Origin of the sequence: Burkholderia sp. AU33545, from assembly GCF_020419685.1 — a bacterium.
In the GTDB taxonomy this organism is placed as follows: Bacteria; Pseudomonadota; Gammaproteobacteria; order Burkholderiales; family Burkholderiaceae; genus Burkholderia; species Burkholderia diffusa.
In genome coordinates this window covers 299,188-321,289 of record NZ_JAIZRQ010000004.1, presented here as the reverse complement: position 1 = coordinate 321,289, position 22,102 = coordinate 299,188, and the positions used below count along the sequence as shown (strand labels likewise).

At 69.1% G+C, this 22,102-nt stretch carries 17 protein-coding genes; 6 read left to right on the top strand and 11 right to left on the bottom strand.

The features are described from left to right. Positions 1–21: 21 nt before the first annotated feature. A complete protein-coding gene (locus LGM71_RS15265; protein ID WP_124901787.1) occupies positions 22–906 on the bottom strand; it encodes an alpha/beta fold hydrolase in 885 nt (294 codons plus the stop codon). A gap of 212 nt (positions 907–1,118) precedes the next feature. Between LGM71_RS15265 and LGM71_RS15260 the strand changes: the two genes are divergently transcribed. From LGM71_RS15260 to LGM71_RS15240, 5 genes are all read left to right on the top strand, one after another. Continuing rightward, a complete protein-coding gene (locus LGM71_RS15260; RefSeq protein ID WP_059604635.1) occupies positions 1,119–1,451 on the top strand; it encodes a hypothetical protein in 333 nt (110 codons plus the stop codon). A gap of 257 nt (positions 1,452–1,708) precedes the next feature. Further along, entirely contained in the window at positions 1,709–2,557 is an 849-nt protein-coding gene (gene hpnD / locus LGM71_RS15255; RefSeq protein ID WP_059529130.1) for a presqualene diphosphate synthase HpnD, read from the top strand. 4 nt (positions 2,558–2,561) lie between these two features. Next, entirely contained in the window at positions 2,562–3,815 is a 1,254-nt protein-coding gene (gene hpnE, locus LGM71_RS15250) for a hydroxysqualene dehydroxylase HpnE (RefSeq protein WP_124629526.1), read from the top strand. 11 nt (positions 3,816–3,826) lie between these two features. Further along, positions 3,827–5,800: a squalene--hopene cyclase gene (shc, locus tag LGM71_RS15245; protein ID WP_059604640.1), complete on the top strand. Its 1,974-nt coding sequence runs from the start codon at positions 3,827–3,829 to the stop codon at positions 5,798–5,800. A 54-nt stretch (positions 5,801–5,854) separates the two neighbouring features. Beyond that, positions 5,855–6,511, top strand: coding sequence for a phosphorylase (locus LGM71_RS15240; protein WP_059604817.1), 657 nt, complete (start codon positions 5,855–5,857; stop codon positions 6,509–6,511). A gap of 120 nt (positions 6,512–6,631) precedes the next feature. On the opposite strand, the gene LGM71_RS15235 is transcribed toward LGM71_RS15240, so the two are convergent. Both LGM71_RS15235 and LGM71_RS15230 read right to left on the bottom strand, forming a co-directional pair. Then, entirely contained in the window at positions 6,632–7,633 is a 1,002-nt protein-coding gene (locus tag LGM71_RS15235) for a VacJ family lipoprotein (protein WP_226115279.1), read from the bottom strand. Further along, on the bottom strand, positions 7,626–10,259 hold the full coding sequence (locus LGM71_RS15230; protein ID WP_124901784.1) for an MMPL family transporter: 2,634 nt from the start codon (positions 10,257–10,259) through the stop codon (positions 7,626–7,628). The genes LGM71_RS15235 and LGM71_RS15230 overlap by 8 nt, the downstream gene beginning before the upstream one ends. A 327-nt stretch (positions 10,260–10,586) precedes the next feature. Here LGM71_RS15230 and LGM71_RS15225 point away from each other — a divergent pair, with 327 nt between their 5' ends. Further along, entirely contained in the window at positions 10,587–11,183 is a 597-nt protein-coding gene (locus tag LGM71_RS15225) for a phospholipid-binding protein MlaC (protein ID WP_059467381.1), read from the top strand. Positions 11,184–11,307: 124 nt separating this feature from the next. On the opposite strand, the gene LGM71_RS15220 is transcribed toward LGM71_RS15225, so the two are convergent. The 8 genes from LGM71_RS15220 to glcD form a co-directional block, all read right to left on the bottom strand. Then, complete coding sequence (locus tag LGM71_RS15220; protein ID WP_059604649.1) at positions 11,308–11,952, bottom strand: response regulator; 645 nt, start codon at positions 11,950–11,952, stop codon at positions 11,308–11,310. Positions 11,953–11,983: 31 nt separating this feature from the next. Next, entirely contained in the window at positions 11,984–13,363 is a 1,380-nt protein-coding gene (locus LGM71_RS15215; RefSeq protein ID WP_124901783.1) for a cache domain-containing protein, read from the bottom strand. A 107-nt stretch (positions 13,364–13,470) separates the two neighbouring features. After that, on the bottom strand, positions 13,471–15,033 hold the full coding sequence (locus LGM71_RS15210; RefSeq protein ID WP_175816316.1) for a sensor domain-containing diguanylate cyclase: 1,563 nt from the start codon (positions 15,031–15,033) through the stop codon (positions 13,471–13,473). Between the two features lie 559 nt (positions 15,034–15,592). Next, positions 15,593–17,767, bottom strand: a complete 2,175-nt coding sequence (locus tag LGM71_RS15205; protein WP_151051586.1) for a malate synthase G — start codon at positions 17,765–17,767, stop codon at positions 15,593–15,595. A gap of 36 nt (positions 17,768–17,803) precedes the next feature. Next, positions 17,804–18,208, bottom strand: coding sequence for a GlcG/HbpS family heme-binding protein (locus LGM71_RS15200; RefSeq protein ID WP_059604661.1), 405 nt, complete (start codon positions 18,206–18,208; stop codon positions 17,804–17,806). A gap of 22 nt (positions 18,209–18,230) precedes the next feature. Next, positions 18,231–19,451, bottom strand: a complete 1,221-nt coding sequence (glcF, locus tag LGM71_RS15195; protein ID WP_226115278.1) for a glycolate oxidase subunit GlcF — start codon at positions 19,449–19,451, stop codon at positions 18,231–18,233. Between the two features lie 24 nt (positions 19,452–19,475). Continuing rightward, complete coding sequence (glcE, locus tag LGM71_RS15190) at positions 19,476–20,558, bottom strand: glycolate oxidase subunit GlcE (RefSeq protein ID WP_226115277.1); 1,083 nt, start codon at positions 20,556–20,558, stop codon at positions 19,476–19,478. Then, complete coding sequence (gene glcD / locus LGM71_RS15185; protein WP_226115276.1) at positions 20,558–22,057, bottom strand: glycolate oxidase subunit GlcD; 1,500 nt, start codon at positions 22,055–22,057, stop codon at positions 20,558–20,560. Before glcD ends, glcE begins: the two co-directional genes overlap by 1 nt. Positions 22,058–22,102: the final 45 nt, after the last annotated feature.

Genomic DNA, 22,102 nt, shown 5'->3' with positions numbered 1-22,102 from the left:
CACGCGTGCGATCCGCGCCGTTCAGCTTTTCGCGATATCCACGAGCACGCCGGCCAGCACGGCCGGCTGCGACATGAACGGCGAATGGCTGCTGTCGAGCTGGTGCACGTGCGTCGGATTACCGGGCACGAACGCGTCGGCTTCGTCGATGAAGCGCTGCTGCAGCGCGGGCAGGATCACGCGATCCGCCAGGCACTTGATGTAATGACGATCGATCGCGCCCCAGCGCGCGGTGGTCGTCGGGATCGCGGTCGCGAACGGCGCGGCCGGCACGTCGCAGGTCATCAGGTTCGCCACCGCCTCGAAGTCGGCCTGCGGGACGTCGTCGTACAGCGCGCGCTTCGCGAGCGCGCGATACGCGGCATCGCCGCTGCGCGGATCGATCCGCAGCGCGCCCGCGACGCGTGGGCTCGCGAGCATCAGCGGGCCCAGCATTTCGCCCTTGTTTTCGGGCGCACGCACGTAGTCGAGGCCCGGCACGCCCGACGCGGGCATGAACGCCGCGAGATAGACGATCTTCGCGATTTTCTCCGGCGCGCGCTCCGCCGCGGCCGTGATCGCGAGGCCGCCCATGCTGTGGCCGACGAGCACGACCTTGCCGTGCCCGAGCGCGTATGCGTCGTCGACCGCCTGCATCACCTGTGTCGCGTAATCGTCGAGCGTGGTATTGGCCACCGGCGACGGCTCGGCGCCGAATGCGTCCTCGTCGAGCGGCCGTTCGAGATACGACGCGGGAAAGCGGGCGTTGATGCCGTGCGCGGGCAGGTCGCGCGCGATCGACAGGTAGCCGCGCGCGGCCAGCGCGGCCGCGACGTGCGCGTAGCACCACGCACCATGCCACGCGCCGTGCACAAGCACGAAAACGGGATGGCCGGATTGCGCGGCAGCGGTTACATTCGTCTCCATGGTGTCCGTGTCTTTTTCGAGAGAGGTGTCCATCTTAGACGAAGCCGCGCGCGTCCAAGCATGAACGCGCGGCCCGACCGCGCGCGTGCGCGTGCCCGGATCGGCTGCCGCGATGAGGCCCTTTTGTCTCGTTCAGGCCACAATTCGTCCTGATCTGATTTGAATTTGCGCCGAAGCGCGCTAATTTGACGCTTTGCTTCCGATTGCGCCCCATGAACGTCGACTACCTCTTCTACCGGCGGCCGGACAAGCCTGGCCCCTATTCGCTCGACGACCTGGGCGAGATCGCGCCGCCGATCGGCCCTGGCGACGTCGTGCGCGCGGGGATCGCGCGCGTGTTCGAGCAGATCGACTGGCAGGAGTCGCCCGACGTGCCGGGCGCGTGGTTCGGCACCGGCGGCCCGTCGTTCCAGTTTACGGCGGACCCCGACGGGCGCGTGACGAGCTTCATGGGCTCGCGCCTCGAACGCCGCTCGATGCTGCAGCTGACCCGTGAAATGGGGCTCATTGCGCTCGATCTGCAGCGCGACATCGTCTACGGCTGACGAGCGGCGCGACGCCGCTCTCGGGCGCGCCCGGCCACGCAGGCCCGAGCCCCCTGACGGCCTGCCGGGCGCGGCGCGTCTCCGCCCTTCGAACTTCAAAGATTGCTATACTTTCGCCCAATTCCGGCATCCGGCCGGTAATTTGTGCCTGTCTGCGTCGATCGTTCGCATATCTCGCACGCATTTGACGCCCTGACCAACCCAGCCGGGCATGGCTTCTTCAATCGCCCCGCGTGGGTGTCTCCGTGGAGCTCGTCTTGGCCGTTTCCAATCTCGTCGTGGACGAACAAGAAACCGACGCCGCTGCCGTCACATCGGGCAGTTCTTTCTATCTGGCGATGCGCATCCTGCCGGCGGTGCAGCGCGACGCGATGTTCCAGGTCTACGCGTTCTGCCGCGCGGTCGACGACATCGCCGACAGCGACTTGCCGCGCGCCGAGCGCAACGCGGGCCTCGATCGCTGGCGCGCGGACATCGACGCGTGCTTCGCCGGCCAGCCGCCGCGCCATCTGGTCGCGCTCGAGCGCGAGATCCGCGCATTCGACCTGAAGCGCGAGGACTTCCACGCGATGATCGACGGGATGGCGATGGACGCCGCCGAGGACATCTGCGCGCCGGACGAACCGACGCTCGACCTGTTCTGCGATCGCGTGGCGAGCGCGGCCGGCCGTCTGTCGGTGAGGATTTTCGGGATCCCGGAGGCGGAAGGCATCGAGCTGTCGCACCACCTCGGCCGCGCGCTGCAGCTGACGAACATCCTGCGCGACATCGACGACGACGCGGCGATCAACCGCTGCTACCTGCCGCGCGAGCTGCTCGCGCGCGAAGGCATCGCGATCACCGATCCGGCGACGATCGTGCGCGACCCGGCGCTGCCGCGCGTGTGCGCAACGCTCGTCGAGCGTGCGCTCGAGCATTTCCGCGCGGCGGACGCCGTGATGGATCGCTGCACGCGCGCGCAGGTCAAGGCGCCGCGCATCATGTCAGGCGCGTACCGCTGCATTCTGGAAGCCGCGATCGCGCGTGGCTTCGCCGCCCCGCGCGTGCCGCTGCGCAAGCCGAAGGCGCGCATGCTGATGATCGCCGCGCGCTACGCGCTGTTCTGAGCCAATGCCCAGAACCGTCCACGTGATCGGTGCAGGACTCGCGGGCCTGTCGGCTGCCGTCGAGCTGCAACGCCGCGGGCGGCGCATCGTGCTGCACGACGCGCATGCGCATGCTGGCGGCCGCTGCCGCTCGTGGTTCGACGAGACGCTGAACACGACGCTCGACGGCGGGCTGCACCAGGTCTTCGCGGGGCAGTCCGCGACGCAGCGCTACCTGCGCGCGATCGGCGCGGCCGATCAGCTCACGGGGCCCGCACTGCCTGAATATCCGGTGATCGACGTCGCGTCGCAGCAGCGCTGGACGCTGCGCTTCGGCAACGGGCGCTGGCCGTCGTGGCTGTTCGATGCCGCGTCGCGTGCGCCAGGCACCACGCCGCTCGACTACCTCGCGCTGGCGTCGCTCGCGTTCGCGCGCACCGGGCGCTCACTCGCACAGACGATGCGATGCGACGGCGTGCTGTGGGATCGTTGGCTGCGGCCGTATTTTCTCGGGGTGCTGAACGTCGAACCGCGCCACGCGAGCGCCGAGCTCGCGCGCGCGGCACTGTGCGGCATGTTTGCCGCGGGCGGCCCCGGTTGGCGCCCGCTCGTCGCGCGCCACGGCCTCGGCAGCGCATTCGTCGAACCGGCGCTGCGGATGCTGCAGCACGGCGGCGCGCAGATCCGCCTGAACTCGCGGCTCGATGCGTTCGAATTCGGCGCGCACGGCAACGCGGTCGATGCGGTCGCGATCGGCGGCGAGCGTGTCGATCTCGCGCCGGGCGACGCGGTCGTGCTGGCTGTGCCGCCCGAGGTCGCGCAGCCGCTCGTCCCGGATCTCACCGCGCCCGACACGTTCAGCGCGGTCGTGACCGCGTATTTCGCGGTCGATACACCGGCGGGCAGCCCGCTGCAGACGGCCGTCGTCAACGGCATCGTCGACGCGGTGCGCGCAGGCGATGGTCCGCTCGCGGCGACGATCCGCGACGCGGGCCGCTGGCTCGACATGCCGCGCGATGTGCTCGCGCGGCGCATCTGGGAAGACGTCGCGCGCGTGACCGGCGCGAACCCGGAAACCCTCCCCGCGTGGCAGCTCGTCGTCGAGCCGCGCGCGGGGTTTGCGGCGGTGCCGTCGCAGGAAATGAAACGTCCGGCCGTGCGTACGCGCTGGACCAATCTCGTGCTGGCGGGCGACTGGATTGCCACCGGCTTGCCCGCCACGATCGAGGGCGCGATCCGTTCCGGCCAACTGGCCGCGGACGTGCTCCAGACACAATAAGAGAGGGACCGATGAACGATCTCACCGATATGGCTAACCTGTCCGCCGGCACCGTGCCGGCCGGACTCGACGCGGCTGTCGCCAGCGCGACCGACGCGCTGCTGGCCGCGCAGAACGCGGACGGACACTGGGTCTACGAACTCGAAGCCGATTCGACGATTCCCGCCGAATACATACTGCTCGTCCACTATCTCGGCGAGACGCCGAACCTCGAGCTCGAACAGAAGATCGGCCGCTATCTGCGTCGCATCCAGCAGGCCGACGGCGGCTGGCCGCTGTTCACCGACGGCGCGCCGAACATCAGCGCGAGCGTGAAGGCGTATTTCGCGCTGAAGGTGATTGGCGACGACGAGAACGCCGAGCACATGCAGCGCGCGCGCCGCGCGATCCACGCGATGGGCGGCGCCGAGATGTCGAACGTGTTCACGCGGATCCAGCTCGCGCTGTACGGTGCGATTCCGTGGCGCGCGGTGCCGATGATGCCGGTCGAGATCATGCTGCTGCCGCAGTGGTTCCCGTTCCACCTGTCGAAGGTGTCGTACTGGGCGCGGACCGTGATCGTGCCGCTGCTGGTGCTGAACGCGAAGCGTCCGATCGCGAAGAACCCGCGCGGCGTGCGCATCGACGAGTTGTTCATCGACCCGCCCGTCAACGCCGGCCTGCTGCCGCGCCAGGGCCACCAGAGCCCTGGCTGGTTCGCGTTCTTCCGCGTGGTCGACCACGCGCTGCGCGCGGTCGACGGCCTGTTCCCGAGCTACACGCGCGAACGCGCGATCCGCCAGGCCGTGTCGTTCGTCGACGAGCGCCTGAACGGCGAGGACGGCCTTGGCGCGATCTATCCGGCGATGGCCAACGCGGTGATGATGTACGACGTGCTCGGCTATGCGGAAGATCATCCGAACCGCGCGATCGCGCGCAAGTCGATCGAGAAGCTGCTCGTCGTGCACGAGGACGAAGCGTATTGCCAGCCGTGCCTGTCGCCGGTGTGGGACACGTCGCTTGTCGCGCATGCGCTGCTCGAAACCGGTGACGCGCGTGCCGAGGAAGCCGTGCTGCGCGGCCTCGACTGGCTGCGCCCGCTGCAGATCCTCGACGTGCGCGGCGACTGGATCTCGCGCCGCCCGAACGTGCGGCCGGGCGGCTGGGCGTTCCAGTATGCGAACGCGCACTATCCGGACGTCGACGACACGGCGGTGGTCGTGATGGCGATGGACCGTGCGCAGAAGCTCAAGCAGACGGATACGTATCGCGAATCGATGGCGCGCGCGCGCGAATGGGTCGTCGGCATGCAGAGCAGCGACGGCGGCTGGGGCGCGTTCGAACCGGAAAACACGCAGTACTACCTGAACAACATCCCGTTCTCGGATCACGGCGCGCTGCTCGATCCGCCGACCTCGGACGTATCGGGCCGCTGCCTGTCGATGCTGTCGCAACTTGGCGAGAGTGCGCTGAACAGCGAGCCGGCCCGTCGCGCGCTCGACTACATGCTGAAGGAGCAGGAACCGGACGGCAGCTGGTACGGCCGCTGGGGGATGAACTACGTGTACGGCACGTGGACGGCCCTGTGTTCGCTGAACGCGGCCGGCCTGACGCCGGACGATCCGCGGGTGAAGCGCGGCGCGCAGTGGCTGCTGTCGATCCAGAACAAGGACGGCGGCTGGGGCGAGGACGGCGACAGCTACAAGCTGAATTACCGCGGCTTCGAGCAGGCGCCGAGCACCGCGTCGCAGACGGCCTGGGCGCTGCTCGGCCTGATGGCGGCCGGCGAGGTGAACAACCCTGCCGTTGCACGCGGCGTCGACTACCTGATCGCGCAGCAGAACGAAGAAGGCCTGTGGGACGAGACGCGCTTCACGGCGACCGGCTTCCCGCGCGTGTTCTACCTGCGCTATCACGGCTATCGCAAGTTCTTCCCGCTGTGGGCGCTCGCGCGCTATCGCAACCTGAAGCGCGCCAATGCGACGCGCGTGACGGTCGGGATGTAACGCGTGGCACCGGCGCAGCACAACGGCACGTTGCCCGTCATCGCCGTCACGGGGATGGCATTCGAGGCACGCATCGCGCGCGGTCACGGCGTCGAGGCCGTGTTCGCGGCGCGGGCCGACCGGCTCGAGCGCGCGCTGGCAGAGGCGACCGCGCGCGGTTGCGCGGGCATCGTGAGCTTCGGCACGGCGGGCGGGCTCGCACCCGATCTCGCGCCGGGCGCGCTCGTGATCGCGGACGCGATCGACGGGCCGTTCGGCCGCGTGCAGACCGATCCGGGCTGGAGCGCGCGGCTCGTCGCCGCGCTGCACGACACGCCGGTGTGGGCGCGCGTCACGCGCGGCACGATGGCGGCAGTCGGCGCGCCGGTGGTCAGCGAGCAGGAAAAGGCGTCGCTGCATCGCACGAAGGGCGCGCTTGCCGTCGACATGGAATCGCATATCGCCGCGGCCTTCGCGGCGTCGCGCGGCGTGCCGTTCGCGGTGTGCCGCGCGATCGTCGACCCTGCGTGGCGCACGCTGCCGCGCGCGGCGACGGCCGGCCTGCGCGACGACGGCAGCACGGCCATTCTGCCGATCCTGCGCGAGCTGCTGAAGCAGCCGTCGCAGCTTGGCCCGTTGCTGCAGGTCGCGGGCGATGCGCGCGCGGCGCGCACGACGCTCATCCAGGCGCGGCACGCGTTCGAACGTGCGGGCGCGATGCGGATCGTCTGAGCGGCGCTCGCCGCGTTCGGCTTCTCCTCTCCCCCTTCCCTTTTTCGTTTTCCGGACACGCAAAAAAAAGAGCGCTGCATGATGCAGCGCTCTTCGGCTTGCGGGCGGATGCCGTGCGCGTTACTGCGCGGCCGGACCGCTCGCGGGCACCGTCGGCATCGCCGGCGCGATCGGCGCGCCGTTGGCGGCCGGCGCGGTCGTCGCCCCGACCGACGCAGCCGCCGGCGCCGCTGCAGGCGCGCTCGCAGGCGTACTCGCAGGCGTCGCGCCGTCCGCACCCGGATCGTCATACTTCGGCAACCCCGGCGCAGCCGGCGCGTTGTTCGGTGCGGCACCCTCGCCCGGATCCTCGTAGTTCGGCAGGCCCGGCACGGCCGGCGTGGCCGCCGGCACCGCGCCCGATTCACCCGGCTCGGTGTAGGTCGGCGGCGCGGCCGATGCCGACTGGCTGCGATACGTCAGCGACTTGCGCTGCTGCAGGTATGCGTCGCGCACGAACGAATACGGATCGAGCGCGGCCTGCTTCAGCAGGTCGGTTGCGCCGAGCAGGTCCGAACGCGCGCTGATGAACTGCGCGATGTACATCGGATTGCGCACGGCCGGCTCGATGTAGTTGAGCAGGTTGAAGCGAACGTCCACCGCGCGGCCGACGCCATCGCGGATCGTGCTCGGCCCGAACACGGGCAGCACGAGGTACGGGCCGGACGGCACGCCCCAGCGCGCCATCGTCAGCCCGAAATCCTGATGATGCTTCGGCAGCCCGGCCGGTGTCGCGATGTCGATCAGGCCGCCGACGCCGAACACCGAGTTCATCGCCACGCGCATCAGATCCTCGGTTGCATCGGTGATGCGGAGCTGCAGCAGGTTGTTCGCGATGTTGCCGAGATCGCCGAGGTTCGAGAAGAAGTTGCTGATCGCGGTGCGCACGGGCGTCGGCGTGACCTTCTGGTACCCCTTCGCGATCGGCTGGGCGATGTTCGTGTCGACGGTGTCGTTGAACTTGTACATCGCCCGGTTCATCGGCTCGAGCGGGTCATTGGGGTTGCGGTTCGGTCCCGTCGCGCAGCCGGACAGCACTGCGGTGGCGGCAACGGTCGCCGCAATGATTCGCACCTTATTCATTGATTCCTTGCGATTGGTTCTTGGCGCGTTTGACGCGAGGTTTGCCCATCAGGACGGGCTGGAACACCACGGCGCCGATCAGCGTGCAGGTCAACGCCAGCGCGAGCAGCTTGCCCATGCTCGACGTGCCCGGATGATGCGACAGCCACAGGCTGCCAAAGGCGGTTGCCGTCGTCGCGGCGCTGAACAGCACCGCGTGCGTGAGGCTCGAATGCAGCAGGCCCGTCTGGCCCCCGCGCCATGCCATCACGAAGTACACCTTGAACGCGACGCCGACGCCGAGCATCAGCGGCAGCGCGATGATGTTCGCGAAGTTCAGCGACATGCCGAGCACGACGCACATCTCGAGCGTGACGAGCCCCGACACGAGCAGCGGCACCAGCGTGCGCAGCACGTCGCCGAAGCGTCGCAGCGTGATCCACAGCAGGATCGTGATCGACAGGATCGACCACAGCGCCGCATGCAGGAACGCGTTGATGATCGTGTCGGCCGAATGCAGGATCGAGATCGGGCCGCCGATCGCGCCCGGCTCGGCGGCCTTCACCGCCTTCGCGAAGCGGCGCAGCATCGTGTCGTCGTTCGGATCGACGCCCGTCGGCACCTTCGGCGAAATCTGCACGAGCGCGTGGCCGTCCGGCGCGATCCAGTCGCGCACGAGCTGCGGCGGCAGCGATTCGCGCGTGATGTCCTGCGGTTGCAGCAGCGTCGCGAGCTGATTGAGCGCGATGCGCAGCGTGTCGGAGAACGCGCGTTCGGCGCGGTCGCGCGTCGCCGCATCCGCGGCGGCGAGCTTCGCGAGCGATGCCGACAGATGCTGCGCGGCGGCCGCGCCCGGGCCCGGGTGATCTTCGGCCGCGTAGCTCAGCAGGTCCGACACGCGCTTGAGCGCGGCGACGCGCTGCGCGTCGGTCGCGGGCGGCGCGGGCGGCTGCGTCAGCGCGGGCAGCAGGTCGCTCGCGGCGGCGGCGATCGCCGCACGCTTGGCCGGCTGGTCGGCCGGCACGAAGGTCGACAGCGTCGTCGTGCGGCCGACTTCAGGCAGCGCGTCGAGGCGCTTCGCGGCCGCGTCGGCCTCGGCGAGCGACGGCGCGAGCAGCGTGACGTCGTTGACGGCCGCTTCCGGCGAATCCTTCAGCGCGAGCAATGTCGCCATCGATTCGCTGTTCGGATCCTTCAGATGCAGCGGATTGAAGTCGAAGTGCAGGAACGCGAGCAGCGGCAGCGCGCCGATCACGACCACGAGCGTGCCGATCAGGATCGGCTTGCGATGGCGATCGAGGTAGTCGTCGACCGGCGCGAGCCACGGGAAGCCCGGCGTCTTCGATTCGCCCGGCGGCGCGAACAGGCGCAGCAGCGCCGGCAGCAGCGTGAGCGTGGTGAGCAGCGCGACGAACATCCCGACGCCTGCGATCAGGCCGAGTTCGGACACGCCGCGATAGGCGGTGGGGATGAACGAGAAGAAGCTCGCCGCGACGGCCGCGGTGGCCAGCGCGAGCGGCATGCCCATCGAGTGCGCGGCGCCGATCAGCGCGTGATCGATGCGCGGATCGCGGAAGCGTTCCTCGCGGTACTTCACACCGTACTGGATCGAGAAATCGACGCCGAGGCCGACGAACAGCACCATGAACGCGACCGAGATCATGTTCAGCGAACCGACCATCGCGAGGCCGAGCGCCGCGGTCACGACGAGGCCGACGAACAGCGTGACGAGCACCGAGCCGATCATCCGCTTCGAGCGCAGCGCGAGCCACAGGATCACGAGCACGGCGAGGAGCGTGAGCGCGCCGTTGAGCGCGGCGCCGTCTTCGACCGACGCGAACTCGTCGTCGGCGAGCGGTTGTTCGCCGGTCAGCCGCACGACCGCGCCGTAGCGTTGCTCGAGGCCGAGCGCTTTCGCCGTGTCGCGGATCACCTGGGTCGTCTCGGCACCGGCCTTCAGCGCACCGTAGTTGACGACCGGCTGCACCGTGACGAACGCGCGGGCCGGCTGGCGCGCGGCATCGCTGTCGACCAGCCCGCGCCACGAGAACGCGGCGGGCTTGCCGGCCAGCACGTCGTCGACCGTCGCGGCGCTGCGCGCGAGCAGCTTCGCCATCGCGGGCAGCTTCACCTGGCCGGTCAGGAGCGGCTGGCCGAGCGTGGTGGACAGCGTGGTCGCGAGCCCGGTCAGGCTCGGGTTCTTCGCGAGTTCGTTGACGAGCGGCCGCGCGCTCGCGAGCTGTGTCGTCGTGTCCGACACTTCCTGCGGCGACAGGAACAGCAGCCCGTTGTGCTCGAAGAACGGGCCGCCACCGGGTTCGGCGACCTGGCCGATGCGGCCGGCGTCGGCCTGCTTCTGCAGGGCTTCGGTGAGCGTATGCGCGGCGGCGGTTGCGAATTCGGGTGCCGGGGCCTCGACCACCGCGAGGATCGTGCCGTTGCGTTGCGGGAAGGCCTTGTCGACGGCCTGGCCGAGCGCGGCCCACTGGGGTTCGGCATCGACGAGCTTGCTGATGTCCGTGTTGATCTTGAAGTGCTGCGCGACGTAGACGCCGCTGAAGACGGCGACGACGAGCGACAGCACGACGACCCAGACGGGGCGGCGTACCGACCATGCGACGAGTCGGACGATGAGAGATGTCACCATGTGGCGGCGGGGAGGGGCTGGCAAGGACAAAACAACGAGTATACCGGCGCAACGTGGCGTCGGTCGCGACGTTGGAGCGTAAAGGGGCGGGAAGGATATTTGCTCCGCAGCGCAGGAATCGGCGCGCGGGGCCCGGCGATTTGTATGGGGATGCTTACATAATCGACTGGCGTCGCGCCGCGACGGGGCCTGTGACAAAAGGGGTTGAAAGGTAACAGTCGGTCACCGCGCGGCAGGCCGGCCGCCAGGCCGCTATACTTCGACCCACCGGCCAATGCCACCGATGCAATTCGCCGGCCGTTTTTTCTCATCGAGTGCGATATCCGTATGAAACGTCATCTCTTTGCTTTCGTCGCGGCGGCCGCCGTGTCGGTTTCCGCTTTCGCGCAGAGCGCGCCCGTCGACATCGTCCGTAATGCGGTCGAAGGCACCGTCAACGCGATGAAGGCCGATCCGGGCGCGCGCGGCGGCGACATGGCGAAAGTCACGCAAGTCGTCGAGCAGCGCTTCCTGCCCGCGACGAACTTCGAACGCACGACCCGCATCGCGGTCGGCGATGCCTGGAAGCAGGCGACGCCGCAACAGCAGCAGGAGCTGTACAAGCAGTTCAAGCTGCTGATGACGCGCACCTATGCCGCGTCGCTCGCGCAGCTCGGCGGCCAGGACGCGAAGTTCTCGTTCAAGGCCGGCGGCGCGTCGGGCGCCGATGCGCTGGTGCAGTCGACGGTCACGACGCCGGGCGACAGCCAGTCGGTCGGCTACCGCCTCGGCAAGGTCGGTAGCGACTGGAAAATCTACGACATCGACATGTCGGGCGCGTGGCTGATCCAGGTCTACCAGGGCCAGTTCAAGAGCCAGCTCGCGTCGGGCGGCATCGACGGCCTGATCGCGTATCTGCAGAAGCACAACTCGCGGACGAACTGATCGCCGCCAGTCGGCCGGCTGTTCAGCATGTCGGCATGCATCAAGGGCGCCCTCGGGCGCCCTTTTCGTTGCGGGTTCGCGGTGGCGGCGTCATGTTCGGCACGACGCAACGCCGGTGTCGGGGCTACCGCCGCCGATGCTCGACCGCGAACTTGATCAGCTCCGCCTGCCCCTCGATCTCGAGCTTGCGCTTCAGATTGAGCCGGTGCGTTTCCACCGTGCGCACCGAGAGCCCCGTCTGCTGCGCGATCTGCTTGCTCGACAGCCCCTCGGCCAGCGCATCGAGGATGTCGCGTTCGCGCGGCGTCAGGCGGTCGAGCGGCGACGCGGTCGCGCTCGCCTGGATCATCCGGGCGGCGAGCCCTTCGCTGAAGAACGTCTGCCCCGTGAGCACCGCGCCGATCGCGCGCACGATCTCGCTCGCGGGTGAATCCTTCAGCAGATAGCCGCTCGCGCCGGCGCGCACGGCCTGCGTCACATATTCGACGTTGTCGTGCATCGACAGCATCAGCACGCGAATCCCCGGAAAGCGCTCGTGAAAGACGCCGGCGAGCGTGATGCCGTTCATCCCGTTCATGCCGACGTCCATCAGCGCGAGATCGGGCTCGAGCGACGCGGCGAGCGCGAGCGCCTCGTCCGCGTTGCCGGCTTCGCCGACCACGGACAGGTCGGCCGCCTCGAGCCGCATCCGCAGGCCGTCGCGCACCAGCGGGTGATCGTCGACAAGCAGCAGTCGGGCGGCGGGCCGGGCGATGTCGGGGGCGCTCATGGGCAAAGGTCTCCGGTTATGGGGCGCGTGGTCATGCGGCGCGCAGCGGCACGCGCGCGGCCACGACGGTGTGGCCGACCTGCGACGTGATCGTCAATGTGCCGCCGAGCGCGTCGAGGCGCTCGCGCATGTTGCGCAGCCCGATGCCGCGGCGCGCATCGGTCTGCGACCGCTCGGCATCGAAGCCGCAGCCGTTGTCGGCGATGGTCAGCGTGGCGGAATGCGCGCCAACGTCGAGCGTGACGGCCGCGCGCGACGCCTGCGCATGATGCACGATGTTGCTGAGCGCTTCCTGCGCGATCCGGAACAGCGCCGTATTGACCGGCGCGGGCAACGGTCGCGCGCCGCTGTGCGCCACCTGCGTATAGCCGATGTCGATGCCGCTTTCCGTGCCGAGTTCGCGCACGAGCTGCTCGAGCGCGGCCGCAAGGCCGAGATCGTCGAGCATCGCCGGGCGCAGCGCATGCGAGATGCGCCGCACTTCGCGCAGCGTCTCGCCGAGACGTCCGACGCCCGACGCGAGCGCCTGCTCGGCTTCGGGCATGCGCGTCGCACCGCGCTCGAAGCGCGCGAGCGCGGATTCGAGCATCAGCTTCGCGGACACCATCATCTGGCTGATCCCGTCATGCAGTTCGCGCGACAGCCGCTCGCGCTCCTGTTCCTGCGATTCGACGACACGCTGCGCGAGCTGCTTGAGCTTCGCGTCGGCGCTGCGCGACTCGCTGACGTTCAGCACCAGCGCGCAGACGGCGATCGCCGCCGCGCCGGTCAGCGCGATCGCGGTGAGCCAGCTCATCGTCCGCTCGATGTTCGCGGACGCGCGCGCGTCGATGCGTTGCAACGCGTTGTCGACGTCGTCGAGATAGATGCCGGTGCCGACCATCCAGCCCCAGCGTTCGAGCGCGACGACGTAGCCGAGCTTCGGCGCGAGCTTGCCCGTCGACGGCCGCTGCCACGTGTAGCGCACGTAGCCGCCGCCGTGCGACGCGGCGCCGATCAGCTGCTGGATCGTCAGCGCGCCCTGCGGGTCGCGCATCGACCAGTAGTTGTGGCCGACGCGCTCGGGCTCGCGCGGATGCATCAGCGCATTGCCGTGCAGGTCATATACGAAGAAATAGCCGTCGGGGCCGAAATCCATCTTCTGCAGCATCGCGAGCGCCTGGGTGCGCAGCAGCGCGTCGTCGCGCGCATTGCGGCCGCTCGCGTCGTACAGCGGCATGATCGCGCTCGTCGCGAGCTCGACGTAATGCTTCAGCTCGACTTCCTTGCTCGACAGGTAGGCGGTCTGGATCGTCGCATGCTGCGTGCGCGCGAGCGACGTCGCCTGCTGGCGCACGCCGAAGCCGATGCCGGCGATCGCGAGCAGGAATGGCACGATGGCCAGGAGGAAAATCTTTGCCTTGAGTCTCATGGTGGTGTGAAGCGGGCGCGGGCCGGCCGGCACATGTGTCGCGCGGCGGCGAGCCGACATTGTCGGCGATTTCGCCCGGGGTCGGCGGGGCGGCGGCCCGCCGTGGCTCAGGCGCGCCGCGGCGTGCGATCCAGGCTCTCGGCCGTCTGCACGACGACCCGGTTGCGCCCGCGTTCCTTCGCGCGGTACAGCGCGTCGTCGGCGAGCTTCAGCGCGGCCTGGATGCTGTCGTCGCGTTCCGGGTAGCAGGTCGTCACGCCGATGCTCGCGGTCAGGCGGTCGGACGAGCCCGTGGCGTGCCGGATGCCGAGATCGAGGATGCCGGTGCGGATCGCTTCGGCGATCGTCACGGCGCCGGGCGTGTCGACGTCGGGCAGCACGACGACGAATTCCTCGCCGCCGTAGCGGGCCGCATAGTCGGCCGGGCGCCGCAGGCAGCCCGCAATGCAGCGGCCGACCGCGGCGAGCGCGTCGTCGCCGGCCTGGTGGCCTTGCGTATCGTTGTAGCGCTTGAAGTGATCGACGTCGACGAACAGCAGCGACAGCGCGTGTTGCGAGCGTGCCGCGCGGCGCCATTCGCGTGCGAGCGTGACGTCGAGCATCCGGCGGTTGTCGAGGCCGGTGAGGCCGTCGGTGCGCGCGAGCGCCTGCAGTTCGGTTTCCGCACGGTGCCGCTTGCGCAGCTGCACGTCGAGCAGCAGCGACAAGCTGGCGAAGCCGAGCGCGAGCATGACCATCGCCGAACCGATCGGGATCGCACGGTCGTACCACGCTGCGTAGGTGTCGGCTTCCGAGCGCGCGACCATGATGATCAGCGGCACGTTTTCGAGATGCCGGAACACGTACAGGCGCCGCACGCCGTCGATCGACGCGGTATCGGCGAAGCTGCCCTCGTTCGCGGTCATGAAGTGCCGGAACGTGCTGGCCTTGCTGATGTCGCGGCCGACGATCGCCGGATCGTACGGCTTGCGCGCGACCATCCGGCCGTCGGTGTTGATCAGCGCGACGGAGCCGCGATCGCCGAGCGCCAGGCGCGAGAACAGGTTCTGGAAATATTCGAGCCGGATCGACATCACGGCGACGCCGCCGAATGACCCGTCGGGCCGCGTGATACGCCGGCTGAGCGCGATGCTCAGCGAGCCGCCGCGCAGTCGGGAATGGTACGGATCGCTGATGTACAGGCCGACGTCCGGGTGGTCGCGGTGCACCGTGAAATACGGTTCGTTGGCGAAGTTGGCCTTGCGCGGCACATCGCTCATGCCGTCGACCGCGATGTCGCCGTTCGCGTCGAGCACGTAGATGCCGCCGAGATATTTGGCCGTCGTCGCGCGGTCGAACAGCACCTGGCGGCGCAGCGACATCGGCAGCCTGGCGACTTCGGGATCGTTCGAGCCGTCGACGACCGCCTGCAGCGACAGCGAATAGATCTCGATGTTGCGCTCGATGTCCCACGACGCCATCAGCGCGATGTTCTGCTGGGTGGTGCGCGCGATATCGCGTGCGTCGATACGGCCTTCGTACAGCACGATGGCGCACAGCAGCAACAGGAGCAGCGCGATCAGCAGCCCTGAATAGAAGATCAGGTGCGGCAGCAGGAACCGGCGAAATTGCGCGGCGATGCGGCCCGTCAGGCCGGATTCGCTGGGCATTGCGTAGTCGGTTTCTGCCATGGTTCGTGGATCGATGGGCATCTGCGCCAGGCGGCGGGCCGATGCGATTGTTCGTATGATTTGCCGGCGGCGATCCGGTATGCGGTCTCCGATGCGCATGCCGCCCGATCGACCGGAGAACGGGAGCCGATCATCGATGATTGCGGCCAGATAAACCGCAAAAATCACTCCGTTCACCGGGAGGATTGGCCGCGATCCGACGATCCGACGATCCGACGAATCGGGCGGCGCGGATTGATCCGAGTATAACGCGCGTATTCGTATGCGCGGAGAATGTTGCGGACCGTTGATCCGGATCAACTTATCGCCGTGGCCGACACTTGCCAATCGCGCGTGGAGCGTTGCGGCGCAAGGCTTTGCGCCAGGGGCAGGAGCGGCGCGAATTCCACGCTGGCCGGTTTTACTGCTTTAACGGCCGGTGAAGCAGGAACTTGAGGTCATGCGATACGGACCGATTATCCATTTCGGTATCCGCATGAATTCGCAGATGAAAAACGGGCGGCCACGATGGCCGCCCGTTTCGCGAAACCGCATGCGGGAAAGCCCGCATGCCAAGGGTTTACGCGCCGTGCTGCTGCGCCTTGTACGCGAGCCGGAACCGATGCAGCAGCGGCTCGGTATAGCCGCTCGGCTGCGACGTGCCCTGCAGCGCCAGCGCGCACGCGGCCTTGAATGCCGTCGACTGGTCATAGCCGGGCGCCATCGGGCGATAGTTCGGGTCGCCGGCATTCTGCTGATCGACGACGCGCGCCATCCGCTTGAACACGTCGAGTACGAACGCCTCGGTGATCACGCCGTGGCGCAGCCAGTTCGCGATGTGCTGGCTCGAGATGCGCAGCGTCGCGCGGTCTTCCATCAGGCCGACGTCGTGGATGTCCGGTACCTTCGAGCAACCGACGCCCTGTTCGACCCAGCGCACGACGTAGCCGAGGATGCCCTGCGCGTTGTTCTCGACTTCGCTCAGGATCTCGGCCTCGCTCCACTCGGCGCGTTCGACGACCGGCACGGTCAGCAGGCCTTCGAGCAGCGCGTCGCGTTCGCTCGCGTACGGCGTCTTCTCGAGTTCCTGCTGGACGGCCTGTACGTCGACGAGGTGGTAGTGCAGCGCGTGCAGCGTCGCGGCGGTCGGGGACGGCACCCACGCGGTGTTCGCGCCGGCGCGCGGATGCGCGATCTTCTGCTCGAGCATCGCATGCATCAGGTCCGGCATCGCCCACATGCCCTTGCCGATCTGCGCGCGGCCGCGCAGGCCGGCCGACAGGCCCGCGAGCACGTTGTTGCGCTCGTACGACTGGATCCATGCCGACGACTTCATGTCGCCCTTGCGGATCATCGGGCCTGCTTCCATCGCGGTGTGCATCTCGTCGCCGGTGCGATCGAGGAAGCCGGTGTTGATGAACGCGACGCGCGCGGCGGCGGCCGCGATACAGGCGGCGAGGTTCACGCTGGTGCGGCGCTCCTCGTCCATGATGCCCATCTTCAGCGTGTTGCGCGGCAGGCCGTACAGGTCCTCGATGCGCGCGAACAGCGTGTCGGCGAACGCGACTTCGACCGGGCCGTGCATCTTCGGCTTCACGATGTAGATCGAGCCCGTGCGCGAGTTGCGCTTCGCCTTCAGGTCATGCAGCGAGCACAGCACCGTGACGACGCCGTCGAGGATGCCTTCCGGAATCTCGTTGCCGTCGCGGTCGAGCACCGCGCCGTTGGTCATCAGGTGGCCCACGTTGCGCACGAACAGCAGCGAGCGGCCGTGCAGCGTCAGCGTGCCGCCGGCCGGCGTCGTGTATTCGCGATCGGCGTTCAGGCGGCGCGTGAAGGTCTTGCCGCCCTTCGCGACTTCCTCGACCAGCGTGCCCTGCATCAGGCCGAGCCAGTTGCGATACAGCTGGACCTTGTCGTCGGCGTCGACCGCCGCGACCGAATCCTCGCAGTCGATGATCGTGCTGACCGCGGCTTCGAGCACGACGTCCTTCACGTTCGCGAGATCGGCGCGGCCGATGGGGGTCGACGCATCGATCTGGATCTCGAGGTGCAGGCCGTTGTGCTTCAGCAGGATCGCGGACGGTGCGCCTGCCGCGCCTTGATAGCCGACGAACTGCGCCGGCTGCGCGAGATGCACGACGCCCTTGCCGGTTTCGACGGCGAGCTGGCCGTCCTCCACGCGATAGCGCAGTGCGTCGCGGTGCGAGCCGCTCGCGAGCGGCGCCGCGTTGTCGAGCACTTCACGCGCGTAGTCGATCACGCGCTGGCCGCGCGTCGGGTTGTAGGCCGTGGTGCGTTCGGCGCCGCCGTCCTCCGGCAGCGCGTCGGTGCCGTACAGCGCGTCGTACAGGCTGCCCCAGCGTGCGTTCGCGGCGTTCAGCGCATAGCGCGCGTTCGACAGCGGCACGACGAGCTGCGGGCCGGCCTGCGTCGCGATCTCGCTGTCGACGTGCGCGGTGGCTGCCGCGACGTTCGACGGGACCGGCACGAGGTAGCCGATCTGTTCGAGGAACGCGCGATACGCGGCATGGTCGCGCACCGGGCCGGGGTGCGCGCGATGCCACGCGTCGAGTTCCTGCTGCAGGCGGTCGCGTTCCGCGAGCAGTTCGCGGTTGCGCGGCGCGAGGTCGTGCACCAGGGCCGAGAAACCGCTCCAGAATGCGGTCTTGTCGATACCGGTGCCCGGCAGTGCTTCGTTTTCAATGAACTGGCTCAGCGCTGGCGCGACTTGCAGTCCTGCTTGGTCGATCATCGTGATTCCTCCCGGGGAATGAAAAACGCGCGCGGATCAGGCCGCGACGCTTTGTGTGCCGGCGCGGGCGATCTGCGCATCCTGTTCGGACTTTACGCCAGACACACCGATCGCGCCCGCAATGCGGCCATCCACCGTCACCGGCACGCCGCCTTCGAGCAACCCCGTCAGCGGCACGCTCAGAAACGCCGTGCGGCCACCGTTGATCATATCCTCATACGCCTTCGTCTCGCGACGGCCGAGCGCCGCCGCGCGCGCCTTGTCCTGCGCGATGCAGGCGCTGGCCGCCGATGCACCGTCGAGGCGTGCGAACGCGAGCAGGTGCCCGCCGTCGTCGACGATGGCGATCGACACGGCCCAGCCGTGACGTTCGGCTTCCGCGCGGGCGGCGGCGAGCATGCGGTCTACGTCGGCGAGTTCGAGTTCGGGCTTCGTTTTCATGGCGTTCCTCCGGAATCAGCGGTCAGTTGACGAGTCGGTTGTCGACGAGCTCGATCCAGTGGCGCACGCGCGTGCGGCCCGCGCCGTTCAGGTGAGTCTGGCAGCCGATGTTGGCCGTGACAATCAGGTCCGGCCGTGCGGCTTCGAGCGCGTCGAGCTTGTTGTCGCGCAGTTTGGTGGCGAGTTCGGGCTGCGTCAGCGCATAGGTGCCGGCGGAGCCGCAGCACAGGTGGCCGTCGGCGACATTCGTCAGATCGAAGCCGAGCCGCGTCAGGATGCTCTCCACCGCGCCGCCGAGCCGCTGCGCGTGCTGCAGCGTGCACGGGCAATGAACCGCGACGCGGCGCTGCGTCGCATCGGCCAGCGCGTCGAGCGGCTCGGCCGCGATCACTTCCGCGAGGTCGCGCGCCAGCGCACTGACGCGCCGCGCCTTGTCCGCATAGACGGGGTCGGAGCGCAGCAGGTCGCCGTATTCCTTCACGAACGCGCCGCAGCCGCTCGCCGTCAGCACGATCGCTTCCGCGCCGGCCGCAATCGCGGGCCACCATGCATCGATGTTGCGGCGTGCGCGTGCGAGCCCGGCATCCTGCGCGTTCAGGTGATATTCGGTCGCGCCGCAGCAGCCGGCCTCGCGCGCGGGCGTCACGCTGATGCCGAGCCGGTCGAGCACGCGCGCGGCGGCCGCGTTCGTGTTCGGCGACAGCGAAGGCTGCACGCAGCCTTCCAGCATCAGCACGCGCCGGGCGTGGCGCACGGGCGGGCGCGGCATGGCGGCGGGCACGGTGGCCGGGATCTTGTCCTGCAGCGCGTCGGGCAGCAGCGGGCGCAGCGCGCGGCCGGCCTTCAGCAGCGCGGCGAAGGTCGCCGGCCGCGGCACGACGTGACGCAGGCCGGCGCGCAGCAGGCGCTCGCGCGCCGGACGCCGCGCGCGTTTCTCGGCTTCCGCGCGGCCGATGTCGAGCAGCGTGTGATAGCGCACGCCGGACGGACAGGTCGTTTCGCAGTTGCGGCAGGTCAGGCAGCGGTCGAGATGCTGCTGCGTGCGCTCGCCGCACGGTTCGCCTTCGAGCATTTGCTTGATCAGGTAGATGCGTCCGCGCGGCCCGTCGAGCTCGTTGCCGAGCACCTGGTAGGTCGGGCAGGTCGCATTGCAGAAGCCGCAGTGCACGCACGCGCGCAGGATCGCTTCCGCTTCGTCGGCCCGGTCGAGGGCCTTGCTGGCTTCGCTGAGATTGGTTTGCATCGGCGGTTCGAAGTCGGGTTGGCGTCAGACGTCCGCGTACAGGCGGCCGGGATTGAAAATCGCATGCGGATCGAGCTGCGCCTTCAGCTGGCGATGCACGCGCAGCAGCGCGGGCGGCAACGGCTGGAACGGCTCGGACGTCGTGCCGGCCGTGAAGCAGGTCGCGTGGCCGCCCCACTGCGCGGCGAACCGCTGCACGTCGGCCGGTGCGGCGTCGGTTTTCAGCCAGCGCTGCGCGCCGCCCCAGTCGACGAGCACCGCGCCGGCGAGCGGGTCGAGCGGCGCGGCGGCCGGCACCGACACGCGCCACAGCGGGCGGGGATCGTCGAAGAACGGCAGCGACAGGTCGCGCAGCCGCGCCCAGAACCCGTCGTCGCGATCGTCCATGCGCTCGCCGCCGATCGTGTCGCGCGCGGCCTTCACCGAGCCCTCGCCGCCTTCGAGGCGCACGCGCAGCACGCCGTCCGCGTGGCAGGCGCCCGCGAGCGGCAGCCCCGCGCGCCGCCACCCGGCGACGCGTTGAACGGCTTCGCCCGCAGTGAGCGGCAACGCGAGATCGCCGGTCGCGCGCGGCTTCGGCAGCACCTTCAGCGACACCTCCGTCACGACGCCGAGGCAGCCGAAGCTGCCCGCGAGCAGCCGCGACACGTCGTAGCCCGCGACGTTCTTCATCACCTCGCCGCCGAAACGCAGATGTTTCGCGTGGCCGGTGATCACGCGGCAGCCGAGCACAAAGTCGCGCACCGCGCCGGCCCACGGGCGGCGCGGCCCCGACAGCGCGGCCGCGAACATCCCGCCGACGGTGGCCGTGCCGCCGAACGTCGGCGGCTCGCACGGCAGCATCTGGCCCGCCGCGTCGAGCATCGCGTCGAGTTCGGCGAGCGGCGTGCCCGCGCGCGCGGTGATGACGAGTTCGGTCGGGTCGTACGCGACGATGCCGCGATGCGCACGCACGTCGAGCGTGCGGCCTTCGACGGCGCGGCCGACGAACGCCTTGGTGCCCGCGCCGCGAATGTGCAGCGGCTGGCGATCGTGGATCGCGGCGTCGACCTGTGCGACGAGCGCCGCGCTGTCGTCGATCGATTCGGGTTCGCGTTCGCGTCGCATCAGAAGCGCTCCAGTTCGGGAAACGGCAGCTTGCCGTGATGGACGTGCATCGCGCCGAACTCGGCGCAGCGATGCAGCGTCGGGATGTTCTTGCCGGGATTGAGCAGGCGCTGCGGATCGAACGCGGCCTTCACCGCGTGGAAGAACGTGATTTCGTCGGCGTTGAACTGCACGCACATCTGGTTGATCTTCTCGCGCCCGACGCCGTGTTCGCCGGTGATGCTGCCGCCCACGGCGACGCACAGCTCGAGGATCTTGCCGCCGAGCGCCTCCGCGCGGTCGAGCTCGCCGGGACGGTTCGCGTCGAACAGGATCAGCGGATGCATGTTGCCGTCGCCCGCATGGAACACGTTCGCGACCGGCAGCGCGTATTCGGCCGAGAGCGCGGCGATCCCTTCGAGCACGCGCGGCAGTTCGCGGCGCGGGATCGTGCCGTCCATGCAGTAGTAGTCGGGCGACATGCGGCCGACCGCCGGGAACGCGTTCTTGCGGCCGGCCCAGAAACGCTGACGCTCCGCCTCGTCGCGCGCGACGCGGATTTCCGACGCGCCGGCCTCACGCAGCAGCGCGGCGACGCGTTCGGCGTCTTCGTCGACATCGGTCGCCGCGCCGTCGAGTTCGCACAGCAGGATCGCCTGCGCGTCGACCGGATAGCCCGCGTGGATGAAGTCTTCGGCCGCACGGATCGCGAGGTTGTCCATCATCTCGAGCCCGCCGGGGATCACGCCCGCGCCGATGATCCGCGCGACCGCCGCGCCGGCTTCGGCGACGTCGTCGAAGCTCGCCATCAACACCTTCACGCTCGGCGGCTTCGGCAGCAGCTTCGCCGTCACCTCGGTGACGATGCCCAGCATCCCCTCCGAGCCGGTGAACAGCGCGAGCAGGTCGAAGCCGGGGGCGTCGAGCGCGTCGGCGCCGAGCGTCAGCGTGTCGCCGTCGATCGTCAGGATCTCGACCTTCAGGATGTTGTGCACCGTCAGCCCGTATTTGAGGCAATGCACGCCGCCCGCGTTTTCGGCGACGTTGCCGCCGATCGAGCACGCGATCTGCGACGACGGATCGGGCGCGTAGTAGAGGCCGTGCGGCGCGGCCGCTTGCGAGATCGCGAGGTTGCGCACGCCGGGCTGCACGCGCGCGATGCCGGCATCGGGGTCGATGTCGAGAATCTTGTTGAACTTCGACATGACGAGCAGGAGGCCCTTTTCGAGCGGCATCGCGCCGCCCGACAGGCCCGTTCCCGCGCCGCGCGCGACCACCGGCACGCCGTGCGCGGCCGCGACGCGCAGCACCGCGCGCACCTGCTCGACCGTGTCGGGCAGCACGACCGCGAGCGGCACCGTGCGGTATGCGGCGAGGCCGTCGCATTCGAACGGCTTGAGCGCCTCGCGCTCGTGCAGCACGTCGAGGCCCGGCGCCGCCGCGTGCAGTGCGGCAACGAGTGTGTCGCGGTCGACGGTCGCCAGCGGGCCGTCGATCCGTTCGTCGTAGGTGAAACTCATCGTGTGTCTCCGTCTCCACCCTCTTCATCATGCAGGCGGCCGCGG

What these genes read in the sequence shown, in the direction of transcription:
- LGM71_RS15265 (WP_124901787.1), bottom strand. Translation starts at nt 906, where the DNA reads ATGGAGACGAATGTAACCGCTGCCGCGCAATCCGGCCATCCCGTTTTC.
- LGM71_RS15260 (WP_059604635.1), top strand. Translation starts at nt 1,119, where the DNA reads ATGAACGTCGACTACCTCTTCTACCGGCGGCCGGACAAGCCTGGCCCC.
- hpnE (WP_124629526.1), top strand. Translation starts at nt 2,562, where the DNA reads ATGCCCAGAACCGTCCACGTGATCGGTGCAGGACTCGCGGGCCTGTCG.
- shc (WP_059604640.1), top strand. Translation starts at nt 3,827, where the DNA reads ATGAACGATCTCACCGATATGGCTAACCTGTCCGCCGGCACCGTGCCG.
- LGM71_RS15240 (WP_059604817.1), top strand. Translation starts at nt 5,855, where the DNA reads ATGGCATTCGAGGCACGCATCGCGCGCGGTCACGGCGTCGAGGCCGTG.
- LGM71_RS15235 (WP_226115279.1), bottom strand. Translation starts at nt 7,633, where the DNA reads ATGAATAAGGTGCGAATCATTGCGGCGACCGTTGCCGCCACCGCAGTG.
- LGM71_RS15230 (WP_124901784.1), bottom strand. Translation starts at nt 10,259, where the DNA reads ATGGTGACATCTCTCATCGTCCGACTCGTCGCATGGTCGGTACGCCGC.
- LGM71_RS15225 (WP_059467381.1), top strand. Translation starts at nt 10,587, where the DNA reads ATGAAACGTCATCTCTTTGCTTTCGTCGCGGCGGCCGCCGTGTCGGTT.
- LGM71_RS15220 (WP_059604649.1), bottom strand. Translation starts at nt 11,952, where the DNA reads ATGAGCGCCCCCGACATCGCCCGGCCCGCCGCCCGACTGCTGCTTGTC.
- LGM71_RS15215 (WP_124901783.1), bottom strand. Translation starts at nt 13,363, where the DNA reads ATGAGACTCAAGGCAAAGATTTTCCTCCTGGCCATCGTGCCATTCCTG.
- LGM71_RS15210 (WP_175816316.1), bottom strand. Translation starts at nt 15,033, where the DNA reads ATGGCAGAAACCGACTACGCAATGCCCAGCGAATCCGGCCTGACGGGC.
- LGM71_RS15205 (WP_151051586.1), bottom strand. Translation starts at nt 17,767, where the DNA reads ATGATCGACCAAGCAGGACTGCAAGTCGCGCCAGCGCTGAGCCAGTTC.
- LGM71_RS15200 (WP_059604661.1), bottom strand. Translation starts at nt 18,208, where the DNA reads ATGAAAACGAAGCCCGAACTCGAACTCGCCGACGTAGACCGCATGCTC.
- glcF (WP_226115278.1), bottom strand. Translation starts at nt 19,451, where the DNA reads ATGCAAACCAATCTCAGCGAAGCCAGCAAGGCCCTCGACCGGGCCGAC.
- glcE (WP_226115277.1), bottom strand. Translation starts at nt 20,558, where the DNA reads ATGCGACGCGAACGCGAACCCGAATCGATCGACGACAGCGCGGCGCTC.
- glcD (WP_226115276.1), bottom strand. Translation starts at nt 22,057, where the DNA reads ATGAGTTTCACCTACGACGAACGGATCGACGGCCCGCTGGCGACCGTC.